Annotated in this window: 20 protein-coding genes, 1 tRNA gene and 4 pseudogenes; 9 read left to right on the top strand and 16 right to left on the bottom strand. The window is 43.3% G+C overall.

Annotated features, from left to right (window positions below):
• The 4 genes and pseudogenes from tnpB to FTT87_RS13170 all read left to right on the top strand — a co-directional run.
• The coding region (gene tnpB / locus FTT87_RS13155; protein ID WP_180174981.1) for an IS66 family insertion sequence element accessory protein TnpB at positions 1 to 256 on the top strand (256 nt) is incomplete at its 5' end.
• Positions 257 to 330: 74 nt separating this feature from the next.
• Positions 331 to 1,710: pseudogene (locus tag FTT87_RS13160) on the top strand (IS66 family transposase); the annotation flags it as partial.
• A 575-nt stretch (positions 1,711 to 2,285) separates the two neighbouring features.
• The gene (gene ltrA, locus FTT87_RS13165; protein ID WP_151421628.1) at positions 2,286 to 3,947 is read left to right on the top strand and encodes a group II intron reverse transcriptase/maturase; all 1,662 of its coding nucleotides are present in this window, start codon (positions 2,286 to 2,288) and stop codon (positions 3,945 to 3,947) included.
• Between the two features lie 104 nt (positions 3,948 to 4,051).
• Positions 4,052 to 4,279 (top strand): annotated as a pseudogene (locus tag FTT87_RS13170) (transposase domain-containing protein); the annotation flags it as partial.
• A 125-nt stretch (positions 4,280 to 4,404) separates the two neighbouring features.
• On the opposite strand, the gene FTT87_RS13175 reads toward FTT87_RS13170, so the two are convergent.
• The 7 genes and pseudogenes from FTT87_RS13175 to FTT87_RS16075 all read right to left on the bottom strand — a co-directional run bounded on the left by FTT87_RS13175 (position 4,405) and on the right by FTT87_RS16075 (position 7,098).
• Complete coding sequence (locus tag FTT87_RS13175) at positions 4,405 to 4,851, bottom strand: very short patch repair endonuclease (RefSeq protein ID WP_180174982.1); 447 nt, start codon at positions 4,849 to 4,851, stop codon at positions 4,405 to 4,407.
• Between the two features lie 179 nt (positions 4,852 to 5,030).
• A complete protein-coding gene (locus tag FTT87_RS13180; RefSeq protein WP_180174983.1) occupies positions 5,031 to 5,519 on the bottom strand; it encodes a hypothetical protein in 489 nt (162 codons plus the stop codon).
• 140 nt (positions 5,520 to 5,659) lie between these two features.
• Positions 5,660 to 5,785: pseudogene (locus FTT87_RS13185) on the bottom strand (IS3 family transposase); the annotation flags it as partial.
• Positions 5,786 to 5,840: 55 nt separating this feature from the next.
• Positions 5,841 to 6,041 carry an AlpA family transcriptional regulator gene (locus FTT87_RS13190; RefSeq protein ID WP_180174984.1) on the bottom strand — a complete coding sequence of 67 codons (201 nt, stop codon included), beginning with the start codon at positions 6,039 to 6,041 and terminating at the stop codon, positions 5,841 to 5,843.
• A 316-nt stretch (positions 6,042 to 6,357) separates the two neighbouring features.
• Positions 6,358 to 6,615: a hypothetical protein gene (locus tag FTT87_RS13195; RefSeq protein ID WP_166170750.1), complete on the bottom strand. Its 258-nt coding sequence runs from the start codon at positions 6,613 to 6,615 to the stop codon at positions 6,358 to 6,360.
• A gap of 129 nt (positions 6,616 to 6,744) precedes the next feature.
• Positions 6,745 to 6,897 carry a hypothetical protein gene (locus tag FTT87_RS13200; RefSeq protein WP_166170752.1) on the bottom strand — a complete coding sequence of 51 codons (153 nt, stop codon included), beginning with the start codon at positions 6,895 to 6,897 and terminating at the stop codon, positions 6,745 to 6,747.
• A 66-nt stretch (positions 6,898 to 6,963) separates the two neighbouring features.
• Positions 6,964 to 7,098, bottom strand: coding sequence for a hypothetical protein (locus tag FTT87_RS16075; protein WP_257230586.1), 135 nt, complete (start codon positions 7,096 to 7,098; stop codon positions 6,964 to 6,966).
• A gap of 183 nt (positions 7,099 to 7,281) precedes the next feature.
• Here FTT87_RS16075 and FTT87_RS13205 point away from each other — a divergent pair, with 183 nt between their 5' ends.
• Both FTT87_RS13205 and FTT87_RS13210 read left to right on the top strand, forming a co-directional pair.
• Positions 7,282 to 7,509, top strand: a complete 228-nt coding sequence (locus FTT87_RS13205) for a hypothetical protein (protein ID WP_166170754.1) — start codon at positions 7,282 to 7,284, stop codon at positions 7,507 to 7,509.
• 139 nt (positions 7,510 to 7,648) lie between these two features.
• Positions 7,649 to 7,724, top strand: a tRNA-Thr gene (locus FTT87_RS13210).
• A 79-nt stretch (positions 7,725 to 7,803) separates the two neighbouring features.
• Here FTT87_RS13210 and FTT87_RS13215 read toward each other — a convergent pair.
• From FTT87_RS13215 to FTT87_RS13245, 7 genes are all read right to left on the bottom strand, one after another.
• Positions 7,804 to 8,637: a cyclopropane-fatty-acyl-phospholipid synthase family protein gene (locus tag FTT87_RS13215; protein WP_166170756.1), complete on the bottom strand. Its 834-nt coding sequence runs from the start codon at positions 8,635 to 8,637 to the stop codon at positions 7,804 to 7,806.
• 3 nt (positions 8,638 to 8,640) lie between these two features.
• Positions 8,641 to 9,939, bottom strand: coding sequence for an FAD-dependent oxidoreductase (locus FTT87_RS13220; protein ID WP_166170758.1), 1,299 nt, complete (start codon positions 9,937 to 9,939; stop codon positions 8,641 to 8,643).
• Between the two features lie 426 nt (positions 9,940 to 10,365).
• Positions 10,366 to 11,241 (bottom strand): pirin family protein, encoded by an 876-nt coding sequence (locus tag FTT87_RS13225; RefSeq protein WP_166170759.1) that lies wholly within the window; start codon positions 11,239 to 11,241, stop codon positions 10,366 to 10,368.
• Positions 11,242 to 11,508: 267 nt separating this feature from the next.
• A complete protein-coding gene (gene ahpC, locus FTT87_RS13230; RefSeq protein WP_180041929.1) occupies positions 11,509 to 12,072 on the bottom strand; it encodes an alkyl hydroperoxide reductase subunit C in 564 nt (187 codons plus the stop codon).
• Between the two features lie 214 nt (positions 12,073 to 12,286).
• On the bottom strand, positions 12,287 to 12,874 hold the full coding sequence (gene ssb / locus FTT87_RS13235) for a single-stranded DNA-binding protein (RefSeq protein ID WP_180041926.1): 588 nt from the start codon (positions 12,872 to 12,874) through the stop codon (positions 12,287 to 12,289).
• A gap of 51 nt (positions 12,875 to 12,925) precedes the next feature.
• Positions 12,926 to 14,290 carry an MFS transporter gene (locus FTT87_RS13240; RefSeq protein ID WP_180174985.1) on the bottom strand — a complete coding sequence of 455 codons (1,365 nt, stop codon included), beginning with the start codon at positions 14,288 to 14,290 and terminating at the stop codon, positions 12,926 to 12,928.
• Between the two features lie 147 nt (positions 14,291 to 14,437).
• A complete protein-coding gene (locus FTT87_RS13245; protein ID WP_180042034.1) occupies positions 14,438 to 15,523 on the bottom strand; it encodes a DUF475 domain-containing protein in 1,086 nt (361 codons plus the stop codon).
• Between the two features lie 242 nt (positions 15,524 to 15,765).
• Here FTT87_RS13245 and tenA point away from each other — a divergent pair, with 242 nt between their 5' ends.
• Positions 15,766 to 16,437, top strand: a complete 672-nt coding sequence (tenA, locus tag FTT87_RS13250; RefSeq protein ID WP_180041922.1) for a thiaminase II — start codon at positions 15,766 to 15,768, stop codon at positions 16,435 to 16,437.
• A gap of 336 nt (positions 16,438 to 16,773) precedes the next feature.
• Here tenA and FTT87_RS13255 read toward each other — a convergent pair.
• Positions 16,774 to 17,089: pseudogene (locus FTT87_RS13255) on the bottom strand (GlpM family protein).
• A 64-nt stretch (positions 17,090 to 17,153) separates the two neighbouring features.
• Positions 17,154 to 17,507 (bottom strand): DUF1304 domain-containing protein, encoded by a 354-nt coding sequence (locus FTT87_RS13260; RefSeq protein WP_180042032.1) that lies wholly within the window; start codon positions 17,505 to 17,507, stop codon positions 17,154 to 17,156.
• Between the two features lie 246 nt (positions 17,508 to 17,753).
• Between FTT87_RS13260 and uvrA the strand changes: the two genes are divergently transcribed.
• Together uvrA and FTT87_RS13270 are read left to right on the top strand one after the other, a co-directional pair.
• Positions 17,754 to 20,585, top strand: coding sequence for an excinuclease ABC subunit UvrA (uvrA, locus tag FTT87_RS13265; RefSeq protein ID WP_180174986.1), 2,832 nt, complete (start codon positions 17,754 to 17,756; stop codon positions 20,583 to 20,585).
• A gap of 72 nt (positions 20,586 to 20,657) precedes the next feature.
• Positions 20,658 to 21,179 carry a DUF262 domain-containing protein gene (locus tag FTT87_RS13270; protein WP_218954211.1) on the top strand — a complete coding sequence of 174 codons (522 nt, stop codon included), beginning with the start codon at positions 20,658 to 20,660 and terminating at the stop codon, positions 21,177 to 21,179.
• Positions 21,180 to 21,212 lie beyond the last annotated feature (33 nt).

The raw sequence follows: 21,212 nt of genomic DNA on the forward strand, positions 1-21,212 counted from the left end.
TATGAAAGCCTTTGGCTCAATCAAACCGCATTGCGCCTACCTGTTCTGTAATAAACGTGGCCATCGTATGAAAGTGCTGGTACATGATGGACTGGGCATCTGGCTGTGTGCCAGGCGGCTGGAACAGGGAAAATTCCACTGGGCTAAAGTTCACCAGGGTGAAAACGTAGCTCTCAACCCGGAACAGTTACAGGCATTAATCCAGGGTTTGCCTTGGCAGCGCATTGGACGACAGCAGGTGGTCACGATGCTCTAAACCAAGCTCGGCTATTCTGCCATCCTCCAAACGTTCTATTTCATTCTCTTCATGACCTCAGGCATACTGCGGTCATGAATACGCTGCCTGATTTAAGCCAACTGACCCATGAACAACTGCTGGAATTTACCCGGCAGTTGGCGATGCAGCATCAGTCTCTGGCACAATCAAATCAAGAATTAGAAAAATCAAACCAGCAATTGGATGCCAAAGTTCAGCATCTTTCTATTCTCAATCAAAAATACGAGCATGAACTGGCGCTGTTTAAAAAGCATAAATTCGGCAGTAAAAACGAACATCTCACCGCAAAACAAATCCATCTATGGGACGAAGCGGTCGAAGAAGATATCGCAGCCGTTGATCTGGAATTAGAACGATTAAATGCAGATAAAACTGATGCAGCGACACAGAAAGCCACAGTCAACAAACCTAAACGTCGACTGCTGCCAGATCATCTACACACCATCCGTATTGAGCATGAACCTGCATCAACCCAATGCAGTTGTGGCTGCCAGTTACGTCGTATCGGCGAAGATATCAGTGAAAAACTGCATTTCAGACCGGCACAGTTCTACAAGGAACAGCATGTCCGTGGCAAATGGGTCTGTGATCAGTGTGACACTCTGACTCAGCAAGCGATGCCCGCCTATGTGATTGATAAAGGCATTGCTTCACCTGAATTGCTCAGCCATGTGCTGGTATCGAAGTATGCCGATCATTTGCCGCTGTACCGTCAGCGCCTGATCTATCAGCGGGCGGGTATTGATTTATCCAGATCCACTTTATCTGACTGGATTGGTCGCTGCGGTGTGGAACTGGAACCTCTGGCTAATGCCTTAAAACAGGTGGTGCTGCAACAGCGGGTGATCCATGCCGATGAAACGCCGGTCACCATCATGCGGATGGGTGAGAATGAGAAAAAACCGAAGAAAGGTTATGTCTGGGCCTATGCCACCACACAGTACAATCCAGTTCAAGCGGTGATCTATGACTTTCAGGATAGTCGTTCAGGTCAGCATGCTGAAGAGTTCCTGAAAGGCTGGCAGGGTCATCTGGTCTGTGATGATTACAGTGGTTATAAAGCACGCTTTAAATCAGACCAGGTCATTGAGGTGGGCTGCATGGCCCATGCACGTCGTAAATTCCATGAACTGCATGTGACCGGGAAAAGTCAGGTCGCTGAACAGGCATTAGTGCTGATTCAGAAACTGTATGCCATAGAAGCAGAACTCAGGAAAAAGACGGATGGTACAGCGGAAGACCGCCGCGAATACCGACAACAGCATAGCCAACCGGTGATGCAACAACTATATGAATGGCTCAACCAACATCATCTGACGGTGCCATCGAGTTCTCCCACCGCCAAGGCCATCAATTACACTCTGAAGCGTTGGCCAGCTTTAAGCCGCTATTTGGATGATGGCAATCTACCGATTTGCAATAACTGGATTGAAGTGCGACACGAAGTCGCTTAATGAAGTTGTTCCCCCTGCGGGAACCACCCGTGTCACCGGGTGAATCTAGAAGGCTGAATAAAGAGCGCCTTCGACAATGTAACGAGGCACCGCAAGGTGCGGGGTATCAATCGTGAGAGGCGTACCCTTCTGGCAGCCATAGCCGGACAAGGGCTAGATAATCGGTATGGTGAACACATGTGAATCTGCGTAACGATCGTTAAGTTGAACGAGCGGAAATGGCTGATACGCTCGAACCAAAACGGTAATGGAGGTGGAAATTGCGTCTTTCGATTACGCATTCGTGACCCATACGCCTCCCGGTCGATAGCAGGCACCTAAGCCGATGTACTTCAGTAAGCGGAACGTGGAAATCCCGTATTACTCCCATTGGGAAAGCAGTTTGCAAAAACTGCCCATGGTGATGCGGGCGAAGGAACGAGGAAAAAGCGAATGCCAGTCTGTAATGGGTTGGATAGAGGTTGAAACATTACCCCACGCGAAAGCGGGCTGACGTCCTTATGGTCTCTCATCACAAGAGAGTGTGTAGGACCCTTTTAATGGAGGGAGAGCAAATGAATGCAGCAGTATCAGCGTGTGCACCTTCCAGCACATCGTGGGACAGCATCGATTGGATTGCTGTACAGCGTCATGTCAGAGGGCTGCAAGCGCGTATTGTGAAGGCGGTACAAGACGGCAGGCATAACAAGGCGAAAGCTTTGCAATGGCTGCTGACTCACTCGTTTAGTGGCAAAGCATTGGCCGTCAAACGAGTGTCTGAAAACAAAGGCAAAAACACGGCTGGGGTCGACAAGGTGACTTGGAATACACCCAAGGCCAAGACCGGTGCGATGATGTCGTTGAAGAGGCGAGGTTACACGCCCCTTCCGCTTCGGAGAGTCCTTATTCCGAAGAAAAATGGCAAGATGAGACCTCTCGGGATACCCACGATGAAATGCCGGGCCATGCAGGCGCTCCATCTGCTGGCTTTGGAACCCATCGCGGAGACCATCGCTGATCGGAACTCTTATGGGTTCAGACCGCAACGCTCAACCGCGGATGCTGCAGCACAGTGCTTTGGTGTGCTGTCAAGAAAAGTAAGTGCGGAGTGGGTGCTAGAGGGTGACATTCAAGGCTGTTTCGACAATATCAGCCATGACTGGATGATCGCCAACCTCCCAATGGACAAGGTGATTCTACGGAAATGGCTCAAAGCCGGTTACGTCTACCAAAGCAAGCTGTTTCCCAGTCTTTCCGGAACACCGCAAGGAGGTATTATCTCCCCGGTGCTGGCCAACATGACCTTGGACGGACTGGAAACGATGCTGGCGAAGAGGTTCTCTAACGCCAAATGGACAGGCAAAAAGCTGCAACTGGTACGGTATGCGGATGATTTCATCATCACGGGGTATTCTAAAGAGTGGCTCGAAAATGAAGTTCGTCCTGCCGTGGTTGAATTTCTGGCGCAGCGCGGTCTCGTGCTCTCTCAGGAAAAGACCAAAATCACGCACATAGGGAACGGGTTCGATTTTCTTGGCTGGAACGTACGTAAGTACAACGGCAAGCTACTGATCAAGCCGTCAAAGGCAAACATCAGTGCTCATCTTGACAAGCTGCGAGCATTAATCAATGCAAACAAAGCGACACGACAGGCCACTTTGATCGGTTTGCTCAACCCGATTCTAAGGGGTTGGGCCAACTATCATAGTCATGTCGTTGCCAAGAAGGTTTTCAACCAGGTAGACAACGCAGTGTGGGAAATGCTCTGGCGATGGGCTGTACGTCGCCACCCTCGCAAGACACTCCGATGGGTCAAAGATCGGTATTTCAAAGTACAAGGAGCGCGTCGATGGGTGTTCTCATGTGATGAACAGTCCGCCGATGGTCTGAAGCGACAATACACATTAGTGTCTGCCTCGGACACGCCAATTGTGCGACATATCAAGATCAAGGCTGCTGCTAACCCTCATGACCCCGCATGGGATGAGTACTTCGAATCCCGATGGGGTAAAAGAATGCTGGTCTCCGCAAAGGGGCGAGCCAAGCTGTATCGGGTGTGGCTAAAACAAGGTGGTCGCTGCTGCGCCTGTCTTAAACCAGTCACCAAAGATACACCATGGCACAGCCGTCATATTGTGAAGCTAAGTCATGGTGGAACGGATGCAGTTGCTAATCTTGAGATTTACCATCTGTATTGTCCGAGGAGTGTTCAGTTTGCCAATGTCAACGATGTATAACCGGGTGCCGAATGGCGCCTTAGCAGAGGCTTGAGCCGTGTGCTGGGAAACTCGCATGCACGGTTCTTAGGGGGTTGGACGTAGGTAACTGCGTCTGACTACCCGACAATCAGATGCGCCCCTGGGCGTTGGGACGTAAGAACTGGCTGTTTGCTGGCTCGCTGCGCAGCGGCCAACGAGCTGCCAATATCATGACTTTAATCCAGTCAGCAAAGCTGAATGGACTGGATCCGTATGCCTATTTAAGTGATGTGCTGAAAAGGCTGCCGATGCATAAAGTGACCCAAATAGAAGAATTACTGCCACACCGCTGGAAATCCGACCAAAATTAAAAAATAGGCATGGGATTCAGCGGACGCTTACAGATAAAATAGCTAATCAGCTACTTATGAGCAGATCACTATCCTTTAACTTAAATATAGTTTATTATAATTTTTCATCTACATTCAGAATTTTTTTAAGCTATCTCAATAAACAACTTTTTACTTAATAACCATTCAGAGATGCAATTAATAACCCTATTTAAATCTTTTTTAGTTCCTTTAATACTACACTCCCAGACAATACATACCTTCCAGTTACTATTAAGTAAAAGTTCTATGTATTTAGAATCATTAACCTGATTCTTGAGTATTTTTGCTTGCCAAAATTCAGTCCGAGTACTTGGTAATTTAAAGAGATGACAGTTTTTATGACCATGCCAGAAACAACCGTTCACAAAAATGACTGCATTATATTTAGGTAAAACAATATCTGGTTTGCCAGGAAGATCTTTTACATGAAGACGAAAACGGAAGCCTCTTTTATGAAGCAAACTACGGATCAAGAGCTCTGGTTTTGTATTTTTGCTTTTTATACTCGCCATCATACGGCTACGCGTGGAGCTATCAACAATATCTGTCATTACTGCAACCTTTTAATAGGTATCAATTTTTACATGCTTGATTCAAGTAACATGACAACAGTATAAAAACCAGCTCAAACTTTATTGATTGTATAATCAGTCATCAAATTAAGCGAGTATTCATCATGGGGGGATGCTAAAGCTTCTATTTACAGCAAGAACGTTCATAGGCCTGATTTTCAGTGATCATCATAAGTGATAATCAAATTCTGAAGCTCATCTTCAGGAACTTTACAGAATTCCCTGATCCTTTCAGCTACGGTTTCCGGACTGGTAAACTCTTCATCTGCATAATTGCTATAATCAAAAAGTACTTCAGCCATACGAGGATAAAGGTTTAGGCCTTTCCGGACAGCTTCATAAGAGTCAAGCTCTGGATTACTTCTTAATTTCACCATGCTCATCACATGAGGTTTACTTAAGGGATGTTCTAAATATTCTTGTTTAACCTCAAATCTATCAATATATAATCCTGCCTCTTTCCAACTTTTCAATAAACACCCCCAACCTACAGGACATGCAACCGTATTAAAGTCATTTAAAAGACTTTCATCAGTAACATATCCAACTTTTTTTCTTCCTAGTTTTCGCCACGTTGTTATATCGAATCTTTTGGGGTCCAAGGTTTCCAAGAAGTCTGCCAATTCCAGCAATGCAATTCTATTCATTTTTAATACCTGATAAATATGTACATTTTAAAATAAAACTTGTGAAACCTTACACTCAATATATTAGATAAGGTTATTTTTTCCTAGCTTCCAATTAAAATGGGTGCCTTTTTATAGAAAGGTAATGATAGCATTTAATCCTAGACAACATTATCGACAGCCGGGCCCTCTAAATTCTTAAAATACTTCTGTTCAAAGGTTTCTAGACTTAACCAGCCACTTCCAGAATGTCTTCCGATAAGATTTGAATAAATCTTAATATATTCTCAGGAGGATCAGTTTTGATTCTAGAAAAAAATAAGGGAGCCGAAGCTCCCACTTTTACTCACGACTTTTCAACTTATCTTCAATCCATTGATGCACTTCCCACGCTGACCAACCGATACGTGATTCACTTAAACGTACAGGTCGAGGAAAAGTAGGATCGTAGTATTTTGATTTCTCATTGATCATTTCATAGATCTTAGCTCGACTAATACTCGTAAATTGGACGACTTCTTTAATATTAACAATTTGATTCATCTGGAAAGTCTGGCCTGTGAACGCATTCGACTAAGAGTACCCTCATTCAGTTGGGGGTATAAATGTGGGTATAATTAAAATTACATTTTTTTATTTTGTTTTATTTCAAATTTTTAATTTAAAAATATGACTCCCTCTTTCGCCAAATTCGAAAGAACTGCAATCCAAAGCAGTGATGAAAGGCTTAAACTATAATGGTTTAGGCCTTTTTTATCGTATACTATTCAGCAAAAATACCCAGCAGTTCTAAAACCATGAAAATAAACTGGGAAAAATCGTCAAGATTGAGGTTTTTATATTCTCTGCTTTTGAAACATTATTTATCTTCAAAATATTTCTGGCATCCCTGAAAAAATTCCTCGTTGAAATTCATGGACGGATCATCTTTATCATCATCACATTGATCTACAGATTTAAGATTGTCTTGTGCATAGCGATAGCCATAGTATTGCTCTGTCCCCTCCTCAAAGCCACCAAATTCCTGTTCCTTGTTGGACTGAAAATACAGCAATGCAGCAATGGCGATAAACATAAGTACCACGACAGTACTGATCATTTTGGTCCATTTTGTCATCTTATATATTTTCCTTGAGCCTATTGATAAACAATCCTCATCAGAGCACTTTGCCAGAAAAAAGTTACTTATCCCTACCGATGAAATGATAAGAACGAAATGCCTCATTCAAGACCCACAGAAAATCCTTTATTTTTGTTGTCTGATTGGATTTTCAGGCTGTTCGTCCGGATTTTTTTGCGGATTGGCTGTCCCGATATGCTGGTCGGGTTGGTCCGGTTGTGGGTTGGGTGGATTAGGGTGTTTCTGCTGATCTGGTTGTGAATTATCTTGTTCAGTCATGGTTATCTATCCTGTGCATTACCATTAATCAGTTGCGCTACATCAGCATTAATCTACGCCTTAAATTTAATCTTCCAACTCCAGCCATGTTTCAATTTCCATCATTGTAAATGTAATATCTCTAGATGATTGATCTGCAACAACCGCGATGAAATCAGCTTCACATTGATTACCAAAAGCCTGCAAAGTCCGATCTTTCATTAACATGTCACCTAAATGGCACAATTACTGCACGTTATTATTTCAAGCTCAGAAAGTAAAAAACCTGTTGAGATATGATCATATAAATGCAATATTTCCATGATAACAATCATATAACAGAGCCTTAAGTCGACCTGTAACAGCACATTAAACACATAGAAAAACTGCTATTCGGGAGTAGATATGAATACCAGCAATAATTATGTCAAACAAATTAAGAATGCTAAACGTGGTGGTTATACTCCAACGATTGCCAAGGATATGAATAAACATAAAATTCAAAAAGCCCTCCGACTGATCGAACAATGGCGCAAACTGGCCAGCGAACTTAACCCTCAAATGCAAATCGATATGGCTTTAACCCTGGAAGAATGTGCACAAGATCTGGACCAGATTTTAAGGAGTAAATAATCTTTTAAATTGAGAACCAATTATTCAATTGACGAGATGACCGGGAAAAATTGAACAGATCAAGACCAAGTCATCTCTTTCAACCGCTCATTTTTTGGCTTGCGTTTTCAACAAAATTCGCTATTATTCTCTGCACGTTGCCGGCATAGCTCAGTTGGTAGAGCAACTGACTTGTAATCAGTAGGTCCACAGTTCGAATCCGTGTGCCGGCACCATTTTATACTTAGCCTCGCTTTTTAGTGAGGCTTTGTTGTTTTTGCACTTAGCTTTTAAAAATTAAAAATTGCACCATGCTCAGGCATTCTTTGTTGCACTAATCTGTACATAATTGACCAACCCATCCTGATACAGCTGCTGACAAAGCTTTGCGGTCATGCGAATTTTAAAGGCATCCACACCTGTGCCCTGCTTTGGCGATTGCCGCAAATGTTGAAAGTAGTTTGCAAATCCGTATAAAACGGCTTTGGACAAATCACGAATTTCAATGTTGCTAAAATCATGCTGCTGCAAGGTCTGCTCTAATCCCGATGCGGTCATCAAATACTCCAGATTCACATCTGCAGCCTTGAGTAGCCACTTGTATTTCTGCTTTTGTAATGCATTTAAATTCAACCATTGCCCGGACAAGATTAAATAATGAAAACCCAGTCGTCCTTTTGAATTTAAAACACTGTCCACTGAATCGAGAAATGAATTTAAATTGGAATGGTAAGCAGCATCAATGCACAGCACCACATCAAAGCGCTGTTGAAAAGGAATCTGTTTGAAATTTAAAAAGGATTGCGGGTAAATGGCCGTAATGTGCGGAAAATGTTTTTGAATTTGCATGACACAACTGGCTTGCAGTTCCACGGCTTCAATATGCTTAACCCGATAGTGCTGTTGCCAGTACAGTAAACTTGCCCCCTGCCCGCAGCCTAGGTCCAGCAGTCGATCTTTGGCATTTAAAGATACAGCTTGCGCCAATTGATCTGCCAACTGACGGCAAGCTTCTGGATAGGATGACGTTGCATCATCCCAATAGCCCAGATTGCTCCAGGCGAGTACGGCATCATCTCCTAACTGTTTCGCATTGATTGCGTATTTATGTTGAGGAAGTTTCTGCCGAATCGCTTGAAGCCATTTCATATCTTAGTAGCCGAGTTGTGGAGCAACCTCAACTTTAGGTTTTAATCCGGCAAACGGCAATGGTGCACCTAAAATCTCTGCAATATGCATGGCTGAAGTTACGGCAGATTCCAGTACAGGCAATCCATCACAAGACCATGAACCGCAATAGAACACTTTGCGGTTTAAATCATGATGACGGGCTTGCAGTTCTTTATTTAAAGCTACTGTTTGTGAATCTACTACAGCACGGGTTAAGCTCACTGAGGAGATGATTTTTTTCGGATCAATCTCTGTCACCGGCTGCCAGGTTTGGAATACTGGCGATTTACCGACCAAGGTTGGCTCAACCGAATTCAGCCAGACGGTAAATTGCTGACGGGTAAATTTACGGTCCATCATGTAGCTGAGTACGGCCCAATCTTTGCGTTTTGGTGGCATTACCGATTGATCGGTATGAATCACCAGCTGGCCCTGCTCAAATTTAAATTTCTTTAACAGCGCAATATCATCAGCGAATTGTTGGTTATCCAGGAATGTTTCAATTTTATTGGTCGGTGTGGCGACAATCACACGATCAAACAGCTGCTGTTCGCCTTGCTCATTTTCAATCAATACCCTTTCTTGTTGCTGTTGAATATGGGTAATGGCAGAACCGCCACGAATTTCAATGCCTTCAATCAGCTTGTCGACCAGGGCTGGTGTACCGCCCTGCAGACGCAGCAAGGCATCGCCATCGGTCAATTGACGCAAGAAAACCAGCAAGGGTTTGGCAGGCCATTCGCCAATGGTTTTCGGGTTACAAGTACAAATGGTATACAGCACCGGCATTACGGCACCATGCCAGAACACTTCTTCGATATCATTATGATTAATGAATTCAGCCAAGGTGATGTCCTGGTGCTTCGATCTGAAGAATTTCGCAATCGCCGTCTTCAACTGCAGCATGCCTTTCACCATGCGCCAGCCATATTGCTGAATGCCTTTACGGTTATTAATAATCGGAAAATTACCAATACGGCTGCGTGAGGTGGTCAGCCAGGTTTCGGTGCGATCTTCAAATAACCAGCTGCATGCCATATAGGTACGTACAGGAAAGGTCTGGATACCCAGATAGGCCGCCAGACTGAGGGTGTTTTTCCACAAATGCGGGTTCATGACACGCAGGGGGGCATCAATCAGGCCGCCCTCGAATTCAATGCTATGGCTATCCATACCACGACCTGCCAAGGCTTCAAAAATAGTAACGCTATGTCCTGCATCTTTAAGAATTCTTGCGGTAGCTAGCCCAGCCATGCCACTGCCAATAACTGCAATATCCAAAATTATTATCCGTCAGTTACACATAAGATTATTGAAATTATGAACCAAGCCAGCTTAAAAGGCGGTATTAAAATATTCCAGAATGTATGTTTTTAACAAAACTCATCATGATGCACATAAAGTCAAAAATTACATTTATTTATATAGAAAAAACCTTGAAATAAATTTAATAAATTATTTTATTTTTAAAGCATAAAAAACAAAAAACCTTTAAAAAAAGTAATATATATTAACCATTTTTTTAACTAACGTTTTACAAAACCCTTCAATATTATTATGATAGAAAAAGTTAAAACCTGATAACTCCATCACGTTTTCATCAGCCACAACTATACAAATATACCGACAACAAAAAATTCAGTTCGCAAAAAAGCCCCTCAATTTTTAGGGGCTGTTTCTTTTTGAATCAATCCAGTGAATACCGACTTAATCTGTAACCGGAATTTCACCAAACTTACCACTATTAAAATCATTAAATGCTTGAATAATTTCATCTTTGCTATTCATCACAAAGGGTCCATAGCCTTGAATTGGCTCATTGAGCGGTTGGCCAGTCAGTAGCAGGAATTTGCTGTCTTGCAGTGCCTCAAGTCGAATATCAATTTCGCCATCTTGAGCAAACATCACAATCGAGCTGTCCTGTACCTGCTGCGTTCCATTCAGCTGCATTTCACCCGACAGCAACACCAGCAGCACATTATGATCGACAGGTACATGCAGATGCTGAATCTGCTCGGCTTTTAATTCACCATCCCAGACATTGACCGGACTATGGGTTGAAGCAGGACCTGTATGCCCGGCATAGTTTCCGGCGATCACCCGGATATACCCTGCATTCTGTTCAAACTTAATGACTGGAATGTCTTTTGCTGTAATGGCCTGATATTTCGGTGCGGTCATTTTGTCTGCTGCAGGCAGGTTGACCCAAAGCTGCACCATTTCAAACAGGCCACCCTTTTGGGCAAATTCGGCTGAATGAAATTCTTCATGTACCAGACCTGCTCCTGCCGTCATCCATTGCACATCACCGCTTTGAATGGTTCCACCACCACCTGCCGAGTCTTTATGTGTCACTTCACCCTGATAGGCGATGGTCACGGTTTCAAAGCCGCGATGTGGATGTGAGCCGACCCCATGCTGCTGCGTCGTTGGGCTAAAATGGTAGGGTGCTGCATAATCCAAAAGTAAAAATGGACTGATTGCCTGCCCTAGGCGATCATAGGAAAACAGGTTTTTTACTGGAAAACCGTCACCCACCCAATGCATGTTCTGGTTGCGGTAAACGCCAATTATTTTTTTCATTTCAAACTCCTATCTCTAGGAAACAATATGCACTTATCTTAGATTTTTTAAAGATTCCAGCCTAGCCACAGCGCAATATACAGCGTCGCAAGAATGGAATAATGGATTTTTCCCCTCAAATTTAATACAAAAAATTATTTCATTCAGATCAATATCATCATTGTCATATAGTCAGAATGATCTATCTTGCTCTTTTACCCAGAACCTGCATAAAAAAATCCAGAATCGAAGTCCTGGATTTTTTTAAGAGAGTATTTTAACTTAAGATTAGATTTTACCGATCAGGTCGATTGAGGGTGCAAGGGTTGCATCGCCTTCTTTCCATTTTGCCGGGCAAACTTCACCGGGGTGAGCATGGACATATTGTGCAGCTTTCACTTTACGTAAAAGTTCTTGCGCATCACGGCCAATACCGCCAGCGTTGATTTCGATAATCTGGATTTTACCTTCCGGATCAATGACGAAAGTCCCACGGTCTGCCAGACCTTCAGCTTCAATTAACACTTCGAAGTTTTTCGCCAAGGTCCAAGTTGGGTCACCCAGCATGGTGTACTGGATTTTCTTGATTTCCTCAGAAGAATCGTGCCAAGCTTTGTGAGTGAAATGGGTATCTGTCGATACTGAATAAATTTCTACGCCCATTTTCTGGAATTCAGCATAGTTATCTGCCAAATCACCGAGTTCTGTTGGACAAACAAAAGTGAAGTCTGCAGGGTAAAAGAATACCACTGACCATTTTCCGATCATGTCCTGTTCAGACACCTCAATGAATTCACCATTTTTATATGCTGTTGCGTTGAATGGCTTCACTTCAGTATTAATTAAACTCATGAGATACTCCTCTAGCTCGTTTCCGGGATTGCTTATCTGGTGAAGCTAGAATACGAAAGATTTTAAAATAGGTAAAACCGTACTTTTTTATAAAAATTATCGGATTTTTAGATTTAAAATTTCTATCTGATTTTTACAGTTGATTGGTTTAGACAATAAAAAAACCCTTTGCTGTTACAAAGGGTTTGGATGACGACTTGCCTTTTTAATTTTATTAAAATGGTAAATCATCATCTAGATCTGCCGGTGCAGCTGCTGCTGGTGCAGGCTGTTGTTTTGGTGCAAAACCACCCGGGTTGTTGTTGCCATAACTATTACCTTGATTGTTCTGGTTGTTGTTATAACCACCCTGATTACCATAACCGCCTTGGTTGTTATTATTGTTGTTATAGCCGCCTTGATTATTGTTGAAACGTGGCTGGTTATAACCCGAGTTATCACCACTCGCAGCTTGTTCACCTTGCTGACGGTTACTGTCCAGCATTTGCATCTGTTCACCACGAATTTCTGTGGTGTAGCGTTCCTGACCGCTTTGGTCTGTCCACTGACGCGTACGCAATGAACCTTCAATATAAACTTTTGAACCCTTACGTAGATATTGCTGTGCAATTTCACCTAAGCGGTTATGCAACACAATACGATGCCATTCAGTTTGCTCTTTACGCTCACCCGTATTTTTATCAGTCCACGAATCGCTGGTTGCAATTGAAAACTGAGTCAGAGAACCACCATTTGGAAAAGTTTTGGTTTCAGGATCTTTACCTAAAGTTCCAACTAAAATAACTTTATTAACACCACGCATCAGACGTACACTTCCTATTCATTTCTATATTTTACTTTATAAGAGTTATGCTTAAATGGCTACCTCTTTACCCAACAACTGCGTTAAATCTTGTCGCGCAGCTTCATCTATCAGCTGTTTATCAATTTTAACATAAGCAAATTGCTGGTCGGACATCACCACAACCTCTTCAATACCACGAATTGCCAAAAGTTGAGAAGTCCACTCATCCGTTTGTTTTGTCTCGGGCAAGGCCAATACCAATGAAGAAAGATAACGCGGCTGGGCCAAACCAAAGCTGATCAATAACCAGACCACCGCGATCCCCGCCAAAATGCTCCAGCCCAATGAGGTATTATTGAGTAACAAGAGTTGACCGCCAATCATGCCACCAAAAAATGCCCCTAAAAACTGGCTGCTGGAATTTACGCCCATGGCTGTCGCTTTGGACTGGATTGGTGCAGATTTGGATAACCATGAAGGCAATAAGGCTTCCATGACGTTAAAGGCAATAAAGAATAACCCCAAACCTGCCAATAAAACATATTTGGATTCATAACCAAAAATCAGTACCAGCAAGCCCAATACGATTCCGCCAATTGCCGTCAGAAAAATGCCGCGCATTTTGCGATATTTTTCCGCCAAAATAATGCTCGGAAAGGCAAAAAACAGGCTAATAATGAGTAGTGGCAAATACACCAGACCATGACTGGATAAGGGAATACCAGCAAACTGAATCAGTTGCGATGGCATATAGACAAACATTGCAGTCAGCAACAGGTGCAAGGCAAAAATTGAAACATGCAGACGGTTTAAATCGCCCATTTTCAATACCTGTTTCAACTGTGCAGCATAACCTTGCTGGTAATTTTTATGATGACGGGTCACTTTAGGAACAAAGAGCAGCATCGATATGGCAGCCAAACCCATAACGGTCGTCACCCAAAACAGGCCAGAAATTCCTACCAGGCTGGTCAGCCAAGGCCCCAGACTGAAGGCCACCATAAAGGATACACCAATACTCATGCCCATGACTGCCATGGCCTTGCTACGTTGTTCTTCGCGGGTCACATCGGCCAAAAGTGCCATCACCACCGCAGAAACTGCACCACCACCAGCAATGGCACGGCCAATGATCACGCCATAAATGCTCTCGGACATCGCTGCGACTGCACCGCCTAGTGCAAACAACAATAAACCGATAATCACCAAAGGCTTACGGCTAAAACGGTCGGCCAGCAAGCTAAATGGAATCTGTAAAATGGCCTGGGTTAAACCATAGACCCCAACAGCTAAACCAATCAGTGCAGGGGTTGCCCCTTGATATGACTGCCCTGCCACCGAAAACACAGGAATAATCATGAACAAGCCCAACATACGCAGTGCAAAAATACTGCTTAAGGCAAAGGTTGAACGGCGTTCTAAAGCATTCATCATATCAATTAGCTTGGGTCTATAAAATTCATTTCGATGGATTATCCTACAACATTCATATTATAAATGCTGATTTTTCAGGAATGAACCACCATAAAAAAGGACGCATTTTCATGCGTCCCTATTGTACTCGGTTTTCTTAAAAAACCATTAACCGATTCGTTCTTGACGTTTGCTATATTGAATGGAAGCAATCACTGCCCAAACAATAAATGCCACACCGATTAAACCGGTGACCACTTCCGGTACATGCACACCGGTACCACTGGCCAGCATAATGAAGGCTAAAGCGCCAATAGCATAATGTGCGCCGTGTTCAAGATAGATATAAGCATCCAAGGTACCTTTTTCCACCAGATAAATGGTCATCGAACGCACAAACATGGCACCAATCGCCAGACCGAGCATGATGATCACCACATCTGAAGTAATGGCAAAAGCACCGATTACACCATCAAAACTGAATGATGCATCCAGCACTTCCAGATAAATAAAACCACCTAAACCGGCTTTAATAACGCCTGTAGATGCACCACTGGCATCATGTGCCACTGCATTGCCATCTTCATCAATTTCAGGTTCACCGCCTAACAAGTGGCTTAATACTTGAACCCCAATGTAAATCACAATTCCCCAAATCCCGGCCATGGTCACCACTAAACGTGTGGCCTCTTCTACATTGGCTGCCATGATCAGCAAGCCAATTAAAGCCAGGAAGACGGACATTGCCGGTACATTAGCCAGATTGGATAAACGCGCTTCCAGCCATCTGAACCAGTGGGTATCTTTTTCGCTATCCAGGAAGAAATTCAGGAACACCAGTAACAGGAATGAGCCACCAAAGGCTGCAATTTCCGCATGATGGGCCATCAGCTTTTCGGAATAACTGATCGGATCATTCAGGGCCATTTTCACGACTTCGAGCATGCCCATGTCAGCAGTTACGGCAACAATGACGATCGGGAACACCAGACGCATACCAAATACGGCAATGATGATACCAACCGTCAAGAAAATCATTTTCCAGAAATGATCCCAGCCTCTGAGCACAGAGGCATTCACCACCGCATTATCGAAAGAAAGAGACACTTCCATAACAGCCAAAATAGCCGTAATGGTCAGTGCCGTGAACATGGTCTTTACCCCTGCTTCCGGGCCATGTGTAAATCCCCAGTATGCAGATATAGCCAGACACACGATGGTAAAAATAATGGAGAAACCAAAATGTTTCATTATGATAAATCGACCTATAGACAAATAATTTATATCAAGTGCATTGGGCAGAACCTAAAAGAGAGCACTTGAAATTTGATCGCTTCAATTATGACGGCTTTTTTTACTTTAATCCAAAGTTCTTGGTATGATTTTTTTTTTGAGTACAAATACACTATTTTTTCTACTGCATATCTTGAGCTGAAAACTCTTGTTATAGTCCCGCCTTCTGTAAATTCTTCTTTTAACATCGACAGGATGATGACATGAGCTTTTCTCAAGATGTATGGCAACGCAACTTGGCTTTATACGAAAAAACTTTAGCCCTGCCATTTAACCAAGAACTTTCACAAGGGACTTTGAGCAAAGATATTTTTAGTCATTATGTGATTCAGGATGCGCATTATTTACTGGCTTATGGCCGTGCACTGGCGGTCTGTGCTGCAAAAGCATTTACAGCGGAAGATGTCATGCAGTTTTCAGATGCCGCCAAGATTGCCATTGTGGTAGAACGCAGCCTGCATGCTGACTTTATGCAGGAATTTGACATTAGCCAAGAAGAATTTAGAACCACGCCACTGACTCTGGCTTGTCATCATTACACTTCATTTTTAACCGCCACAGCCTGGTCAGAAAGCTATCCGGTGGTGCTGGCTTCTTTACTGCCCTGTTTCTGGATTTATGCCGAAGTGGGCAAAGCAATTGTTCAGCACTCCATTCCCAATAATCCTTATCAGGCCTGGATTGATACCTATGCCGGTGAAGAGTTTAATCAGGCAGTTCGTAACGTAATTGCGACGGTTGATAGCGTAGCTGCTCGTTGTGATGCAGATACTTTAGAGAAAATGCATCATGCTTATACTACAGCTGCCAAACTGGAATGGCTGTTCTGGGATAGTGCTTATGATCAACGTCAGTGGTTAGGTGTGGATGAATAGACTTCTGTTATAAGTCATTTTTCAATCACTACAAGTTTCTCATAAAACCAAAATAGAAAATAAATTTAGCAAGTATTGGATTCATGAGTGTGGCATGGATGCCACACGTTTCCCATCACGACCAGGATGTCGTGTATGGGAAACAAAAGGTTTTTGTCTACTTTTGACCTCTCAAAAGTAGAGGTAATGCCTACGCAAAGGCATAAAAATTGAATCAGTTAAATGAGGCAGTGCTGATTTTTAAAAATCTAATATTGAATGTTTTGTGATTTTCACAAGTTATCTAATTACTAGTCATAAAAATGCATTGTTTGTTTTTTAATGCTGAAACATCTGTCAGCCATAAATCAGCCCTACCACAGCCACAATCCAGCAAAGGGTTGCTATGCTTAAACAGGACCACATCAACATTTTGCTTGCCAGCATATAAACCATCAGCAGATAAAGGGAATTAAAGACCATAAACCCAATAATGCCATTTTACGCAAAGCTTCTGCACCCTACTGTTGCGACACAATCACATGGGCAATCAGGGCAAAAGTCGGAAAGAATGGCACTAAACCGGCGATATAAAACGCTTTACTCTTGGACAGAAGGAAAACAATAAGTACAACCGCTGCCCTAAAATACATTTCAAAAATAAAGCCAGCATCCTGACTCATCCGAACTGATCAATTGATTAAGCCGCATAGTCTAAGCTGCAAAATATCGTTTACTTAAACTAAGTTCAGCACCATCAAAGCCAGCAGTGCAGGCAATGCCTGAATATAAATAATTTTTTTACTTGCGGTAATACCGCCATAAATCCCAGCAACCAGCACACAAGCCAAAAAGAAATTTGCCAGTGCAGGTGCATAGCTTGCAGGCGCAAGTAGCGACCAGATCAGGCCTGCGGCTAAAAAACCATTATACAGACCCTGATTTTGTGCCAGCACCTTGGTGAGTTTTGCCTTTTCTGCAGTATTGCCAAAGGCTTTCATACCCAGAGGTTTATCCCACAAAAACATTTCCAAAATTAAAATATAAAGATGCAACACCGCAATCAGGGCGATCAGAACTTTTGTAATAATCATGAGATTTCCGTTTTTTATTTTTCAGACGATATTTTGCATTTTAACGGTGAATCGGTTGAAATACTGAATTTCAATATCTAAATCTATGACTTGCAGGTACAGAGAAAGACCATTTCCATGCATTGAGTTTCAATCATTGACCAGTCCGACACAAAATGTCGTTTAAATTCTTTTTAATACAGCTTGAACATTTTTCATGCGCTATCATATATAGGTTTTTGATGAATTTTCTAGGATCATTGCATGAGCCAAAGTCACATCCGTATTCGAGGTGCACGTACCCATAACCTGAAAAATGTGTCTCTCGATATTCCACGCGACAAGTTTGTGGTGATTACGGGACTTTCGGGTTCAGGTAAGTCATCCCTCGCCTTCGATACCTTATATGCTGAAGGTCAACGCCGTTATGTGGAATCACTGTCTGCTTATGCACGCCAGTTCCTTTCGCAAATGGAAAAACCGGAAGTCGACTCGATTGAAGGTTTAAGTCCGGCCATTGCCATCGAGCAGAAATCGACCAGCCATAACCCGCGTTCAACTGTGGGAACAATCACGGAAATTTACGACTATTTACGTCTGCTATATGCCCGTGTCGGCACACCCTATTGCCCTGAACATGACTTGCCGATGGTGGCACAAACCGTATCAGAAATGGTCGATGCGGTAAAAAGTCTGGAAGAAGGTACAGCCTTGATGCTGCTGGCCCCTGTGGTGCGTGAGCGTAAAGGTGAATACAGCAACCTGTTTGAACAGCTGCAAAGTCAGGGCTTTGTCCGTGCGCGTGTGGATGGTGAAATTGTTGAAATTGATACTCCACCAGAACTGGACAAAAAGAAAAAGCACACCATTGAAGTGGTGGTTGACCGTTTTAAAGTACGTGATGACTTGGGTAACCGGATTGCCGAATCCTTTGAAACTGCGCTGCGCCTGGGCGGTGATATTGCCATTTTGGCCTGGATGAAAGGCGAGCAACCTGAACGGGTATTCTCTGCCAAGCACTCCTGTCCGGAATGTGACCGTGCGGTTGCCGAACTGGAACCACGCCTGTTCTCCTTCAATAATCCCTTTGGGGCATGCCCGGTCTGTGATGGTTTAGGTACGCGTAGCCATTTCAGTGCAGAAAAGCTGATTCCCAATACTGAAATTTCGATTAGCCAGGGTGCGATTCGTGGCTGGGACAGACAGCGTCCTTATTACTACAGCATGATTGAAAAAGTCGCCGCCCATTTTGGCTTTTCTTTAGATACGCCGTGGAATGAACTCGATGCCGATACCAAGAAAAAATTCCTTTACGGTACCGGTAAGGAGAAAGTCGATTTAAGTTATATCGATGAACGCGGTCGTAAACATAACCGGGTGCAACCTTTTGAAGGTATTTTGCCACATCTGGAACGTCGTTACCGTGAAACGGAATCGAACTATGTACGTGATGATTTGGCTCAATATCTTTCCAATGCAGCCTGTGATGCCTGTGGTGGTTCACGTCTGAATGAAATCTCGCGTAACGTTCGTGTCAAAGACAAAACCATCGCGCAGATTACCAAAATGTCGATTGGCGATGCCGAAAGCTATTATCAAGATTTAAATCTTGAAGGTGCCAAAGGCGAAATTGCCGACAAGATTTTCAAGGAAATCCGCGAACGTCTACATTTTCTGGTTTCAGTGGGTTTGAATTATCTCAGTCTGTCGCGCTCTGCCGAAACCCTATCGGGTGGTGAAGCACAGCGTATTCGTTTGGCATCGCAAATTGGTGCCGGCCTGATGGGCGTGATGTATGTGCTGGATGAACCATCCATCGGCTTGCATCAACGTGATAATGACCGTCTGCTGGAAACACTGGTTCGCCTGCGTGATCTTGGTAATACCGTCCTGGTGGTTGAGCATGATGAAGATGCGATTCGTGCAGCCGACCATATTATTGATATTGGTCCGGGTGCTGGCGTGCATGGCGGTCATGTGATTGCCGAAGGAACCTATGAAGAATTGGCGGCCAATGAAAACTCGCTCACCGGTCAATATCTTTCAGGCAAGTTAAAAATTGAGGTTCCGAAAGTTCGAACTCAGCCACCAAAACCGGAAGAACAAATCAAGCTGATGGGTGCCGCCGGTCATAATTTGCAGAATGTTGATTTGACCATTCCTTTAGGCGTAATGACTTGTGTCACTGGTGTATCGGGTTCAGGTAAATCGACCTTGATTAACCGTACCCTGTTACCGCTTGCAGCTACCCAACTCAATGGTGCAACCACGTTAACCGCGGAAAAATTTGACTCGATTGATGGACTACAATTCCTTGATAAAGTCGTCGATATTGACCAAAGCCCGATTGGACGTACGCCACGCTCTAACCCTGCGACTTATACCGGTTTGTTCACGCCGATTCGCGAACTGTTTGCCCAAACGCCGGAAGCCAAAGCGCGTGGTTATGCTGCGGGTCGTTTCTCGTTTAACGTGAAAGGAGGTCGCTGTGAGGCCTGTGAAGGTGACGGCATGATCAAGGTGGCCATGCACTTCCTGCCGGATATGTATGTGCCGTGTGATGCCTGTCATGGCAAGCGTTATAACCGCGAAACCTTGGAAGTCGGCTATAAAGGTAAAAACATTTCTGATGTACTGGAAATGACGGTTGAAGATGCGATGCATTTCTTTGATGCCATTCCGGTGATTCACCGCCGTCTGGAGACCTTAAATCAGGTGGGTCTGGGTTATATCCGCTTGGGTCAGTCTGCTACTACCCTTTCAGGTGGTGAAGCGCAGCGTGTAAAACTGGCACGTGAATTGGCAAAACGGGATACCGGTAAAACCCTGTATGTGCTCGATGAGCCAACCACAGGTCTGCATTTCCACGATATTGCCAAGCTACTCGACATTCTGCATGAGCTACGCAACAAGGGAAATACCATTGTGGTGATTGAGCATAATCTGGATGTGATTAAAACCGCAGATTGGGTGATTGATCTAGGTCCTGAAGGCGGTGCTGGCGGCGGGATGATTATTGCAGAAGGTACACCTGAACAGGTGGTGAAATCTAAAGTTTCACATACAGCGAAGTTCTTGAAGCCTTTGCTTAAATAATTTCCTACTTTAGCTAAATGCATGATAAAACGGTGATTCATTCACCGTTTTTTATTTTTAAAATTTAATCTTATGAATTTACCTGAACCTAAAAACTTACCTTATAAAACATTACTTGCTGATATTGAAAAAGGATTAATCAAAATTCCACAATTTCAACGTGACTACGTATGGAGTATAGAAAGAGCGGCAAATTTAATTGATAGTATTCTAAAAGGTTACCCTATTGGTACTTTCATTACATGGAAAACTAAAGAAAGTTTACGAGTAGTTAAAAATTTAGGTAATGTAACCCTCCCTCCTGTACCCGAAGGTGATTTTGCAGAATATGTTCTAGATGGCCAGCAAAGACTAACTAGTTTATTCTGCGCACTAAAAGGTTTAACAATAATCCGTGGTTCAAAAACTGATGATTTTAGTAAAATTTTTATTAATTTAACAGCAAGTCCTGAAGAACAAATTGTTGTTACAGATATATCTAATTTTGAAGATAAAACCTATAAGTTGACAAAAACAACTAAACATGCGAAAAGACATTTTTGGTTAAACGATGTTTGCACATGCCACGGATTGTTACCGTCCCACTCAGCTTAGAACAGCGTGCACAACTAATTCTCCTGACCAAGC

It is taken from the genome of Acinetobacter sp. YH01022, assembly GCF_013420235.1.
Classification (GTDB): Bacteria; Pseudomonadota; Gammaproteobacteria; order Pseudomonadales; family Moraxellaceae; genus Acinetobacter.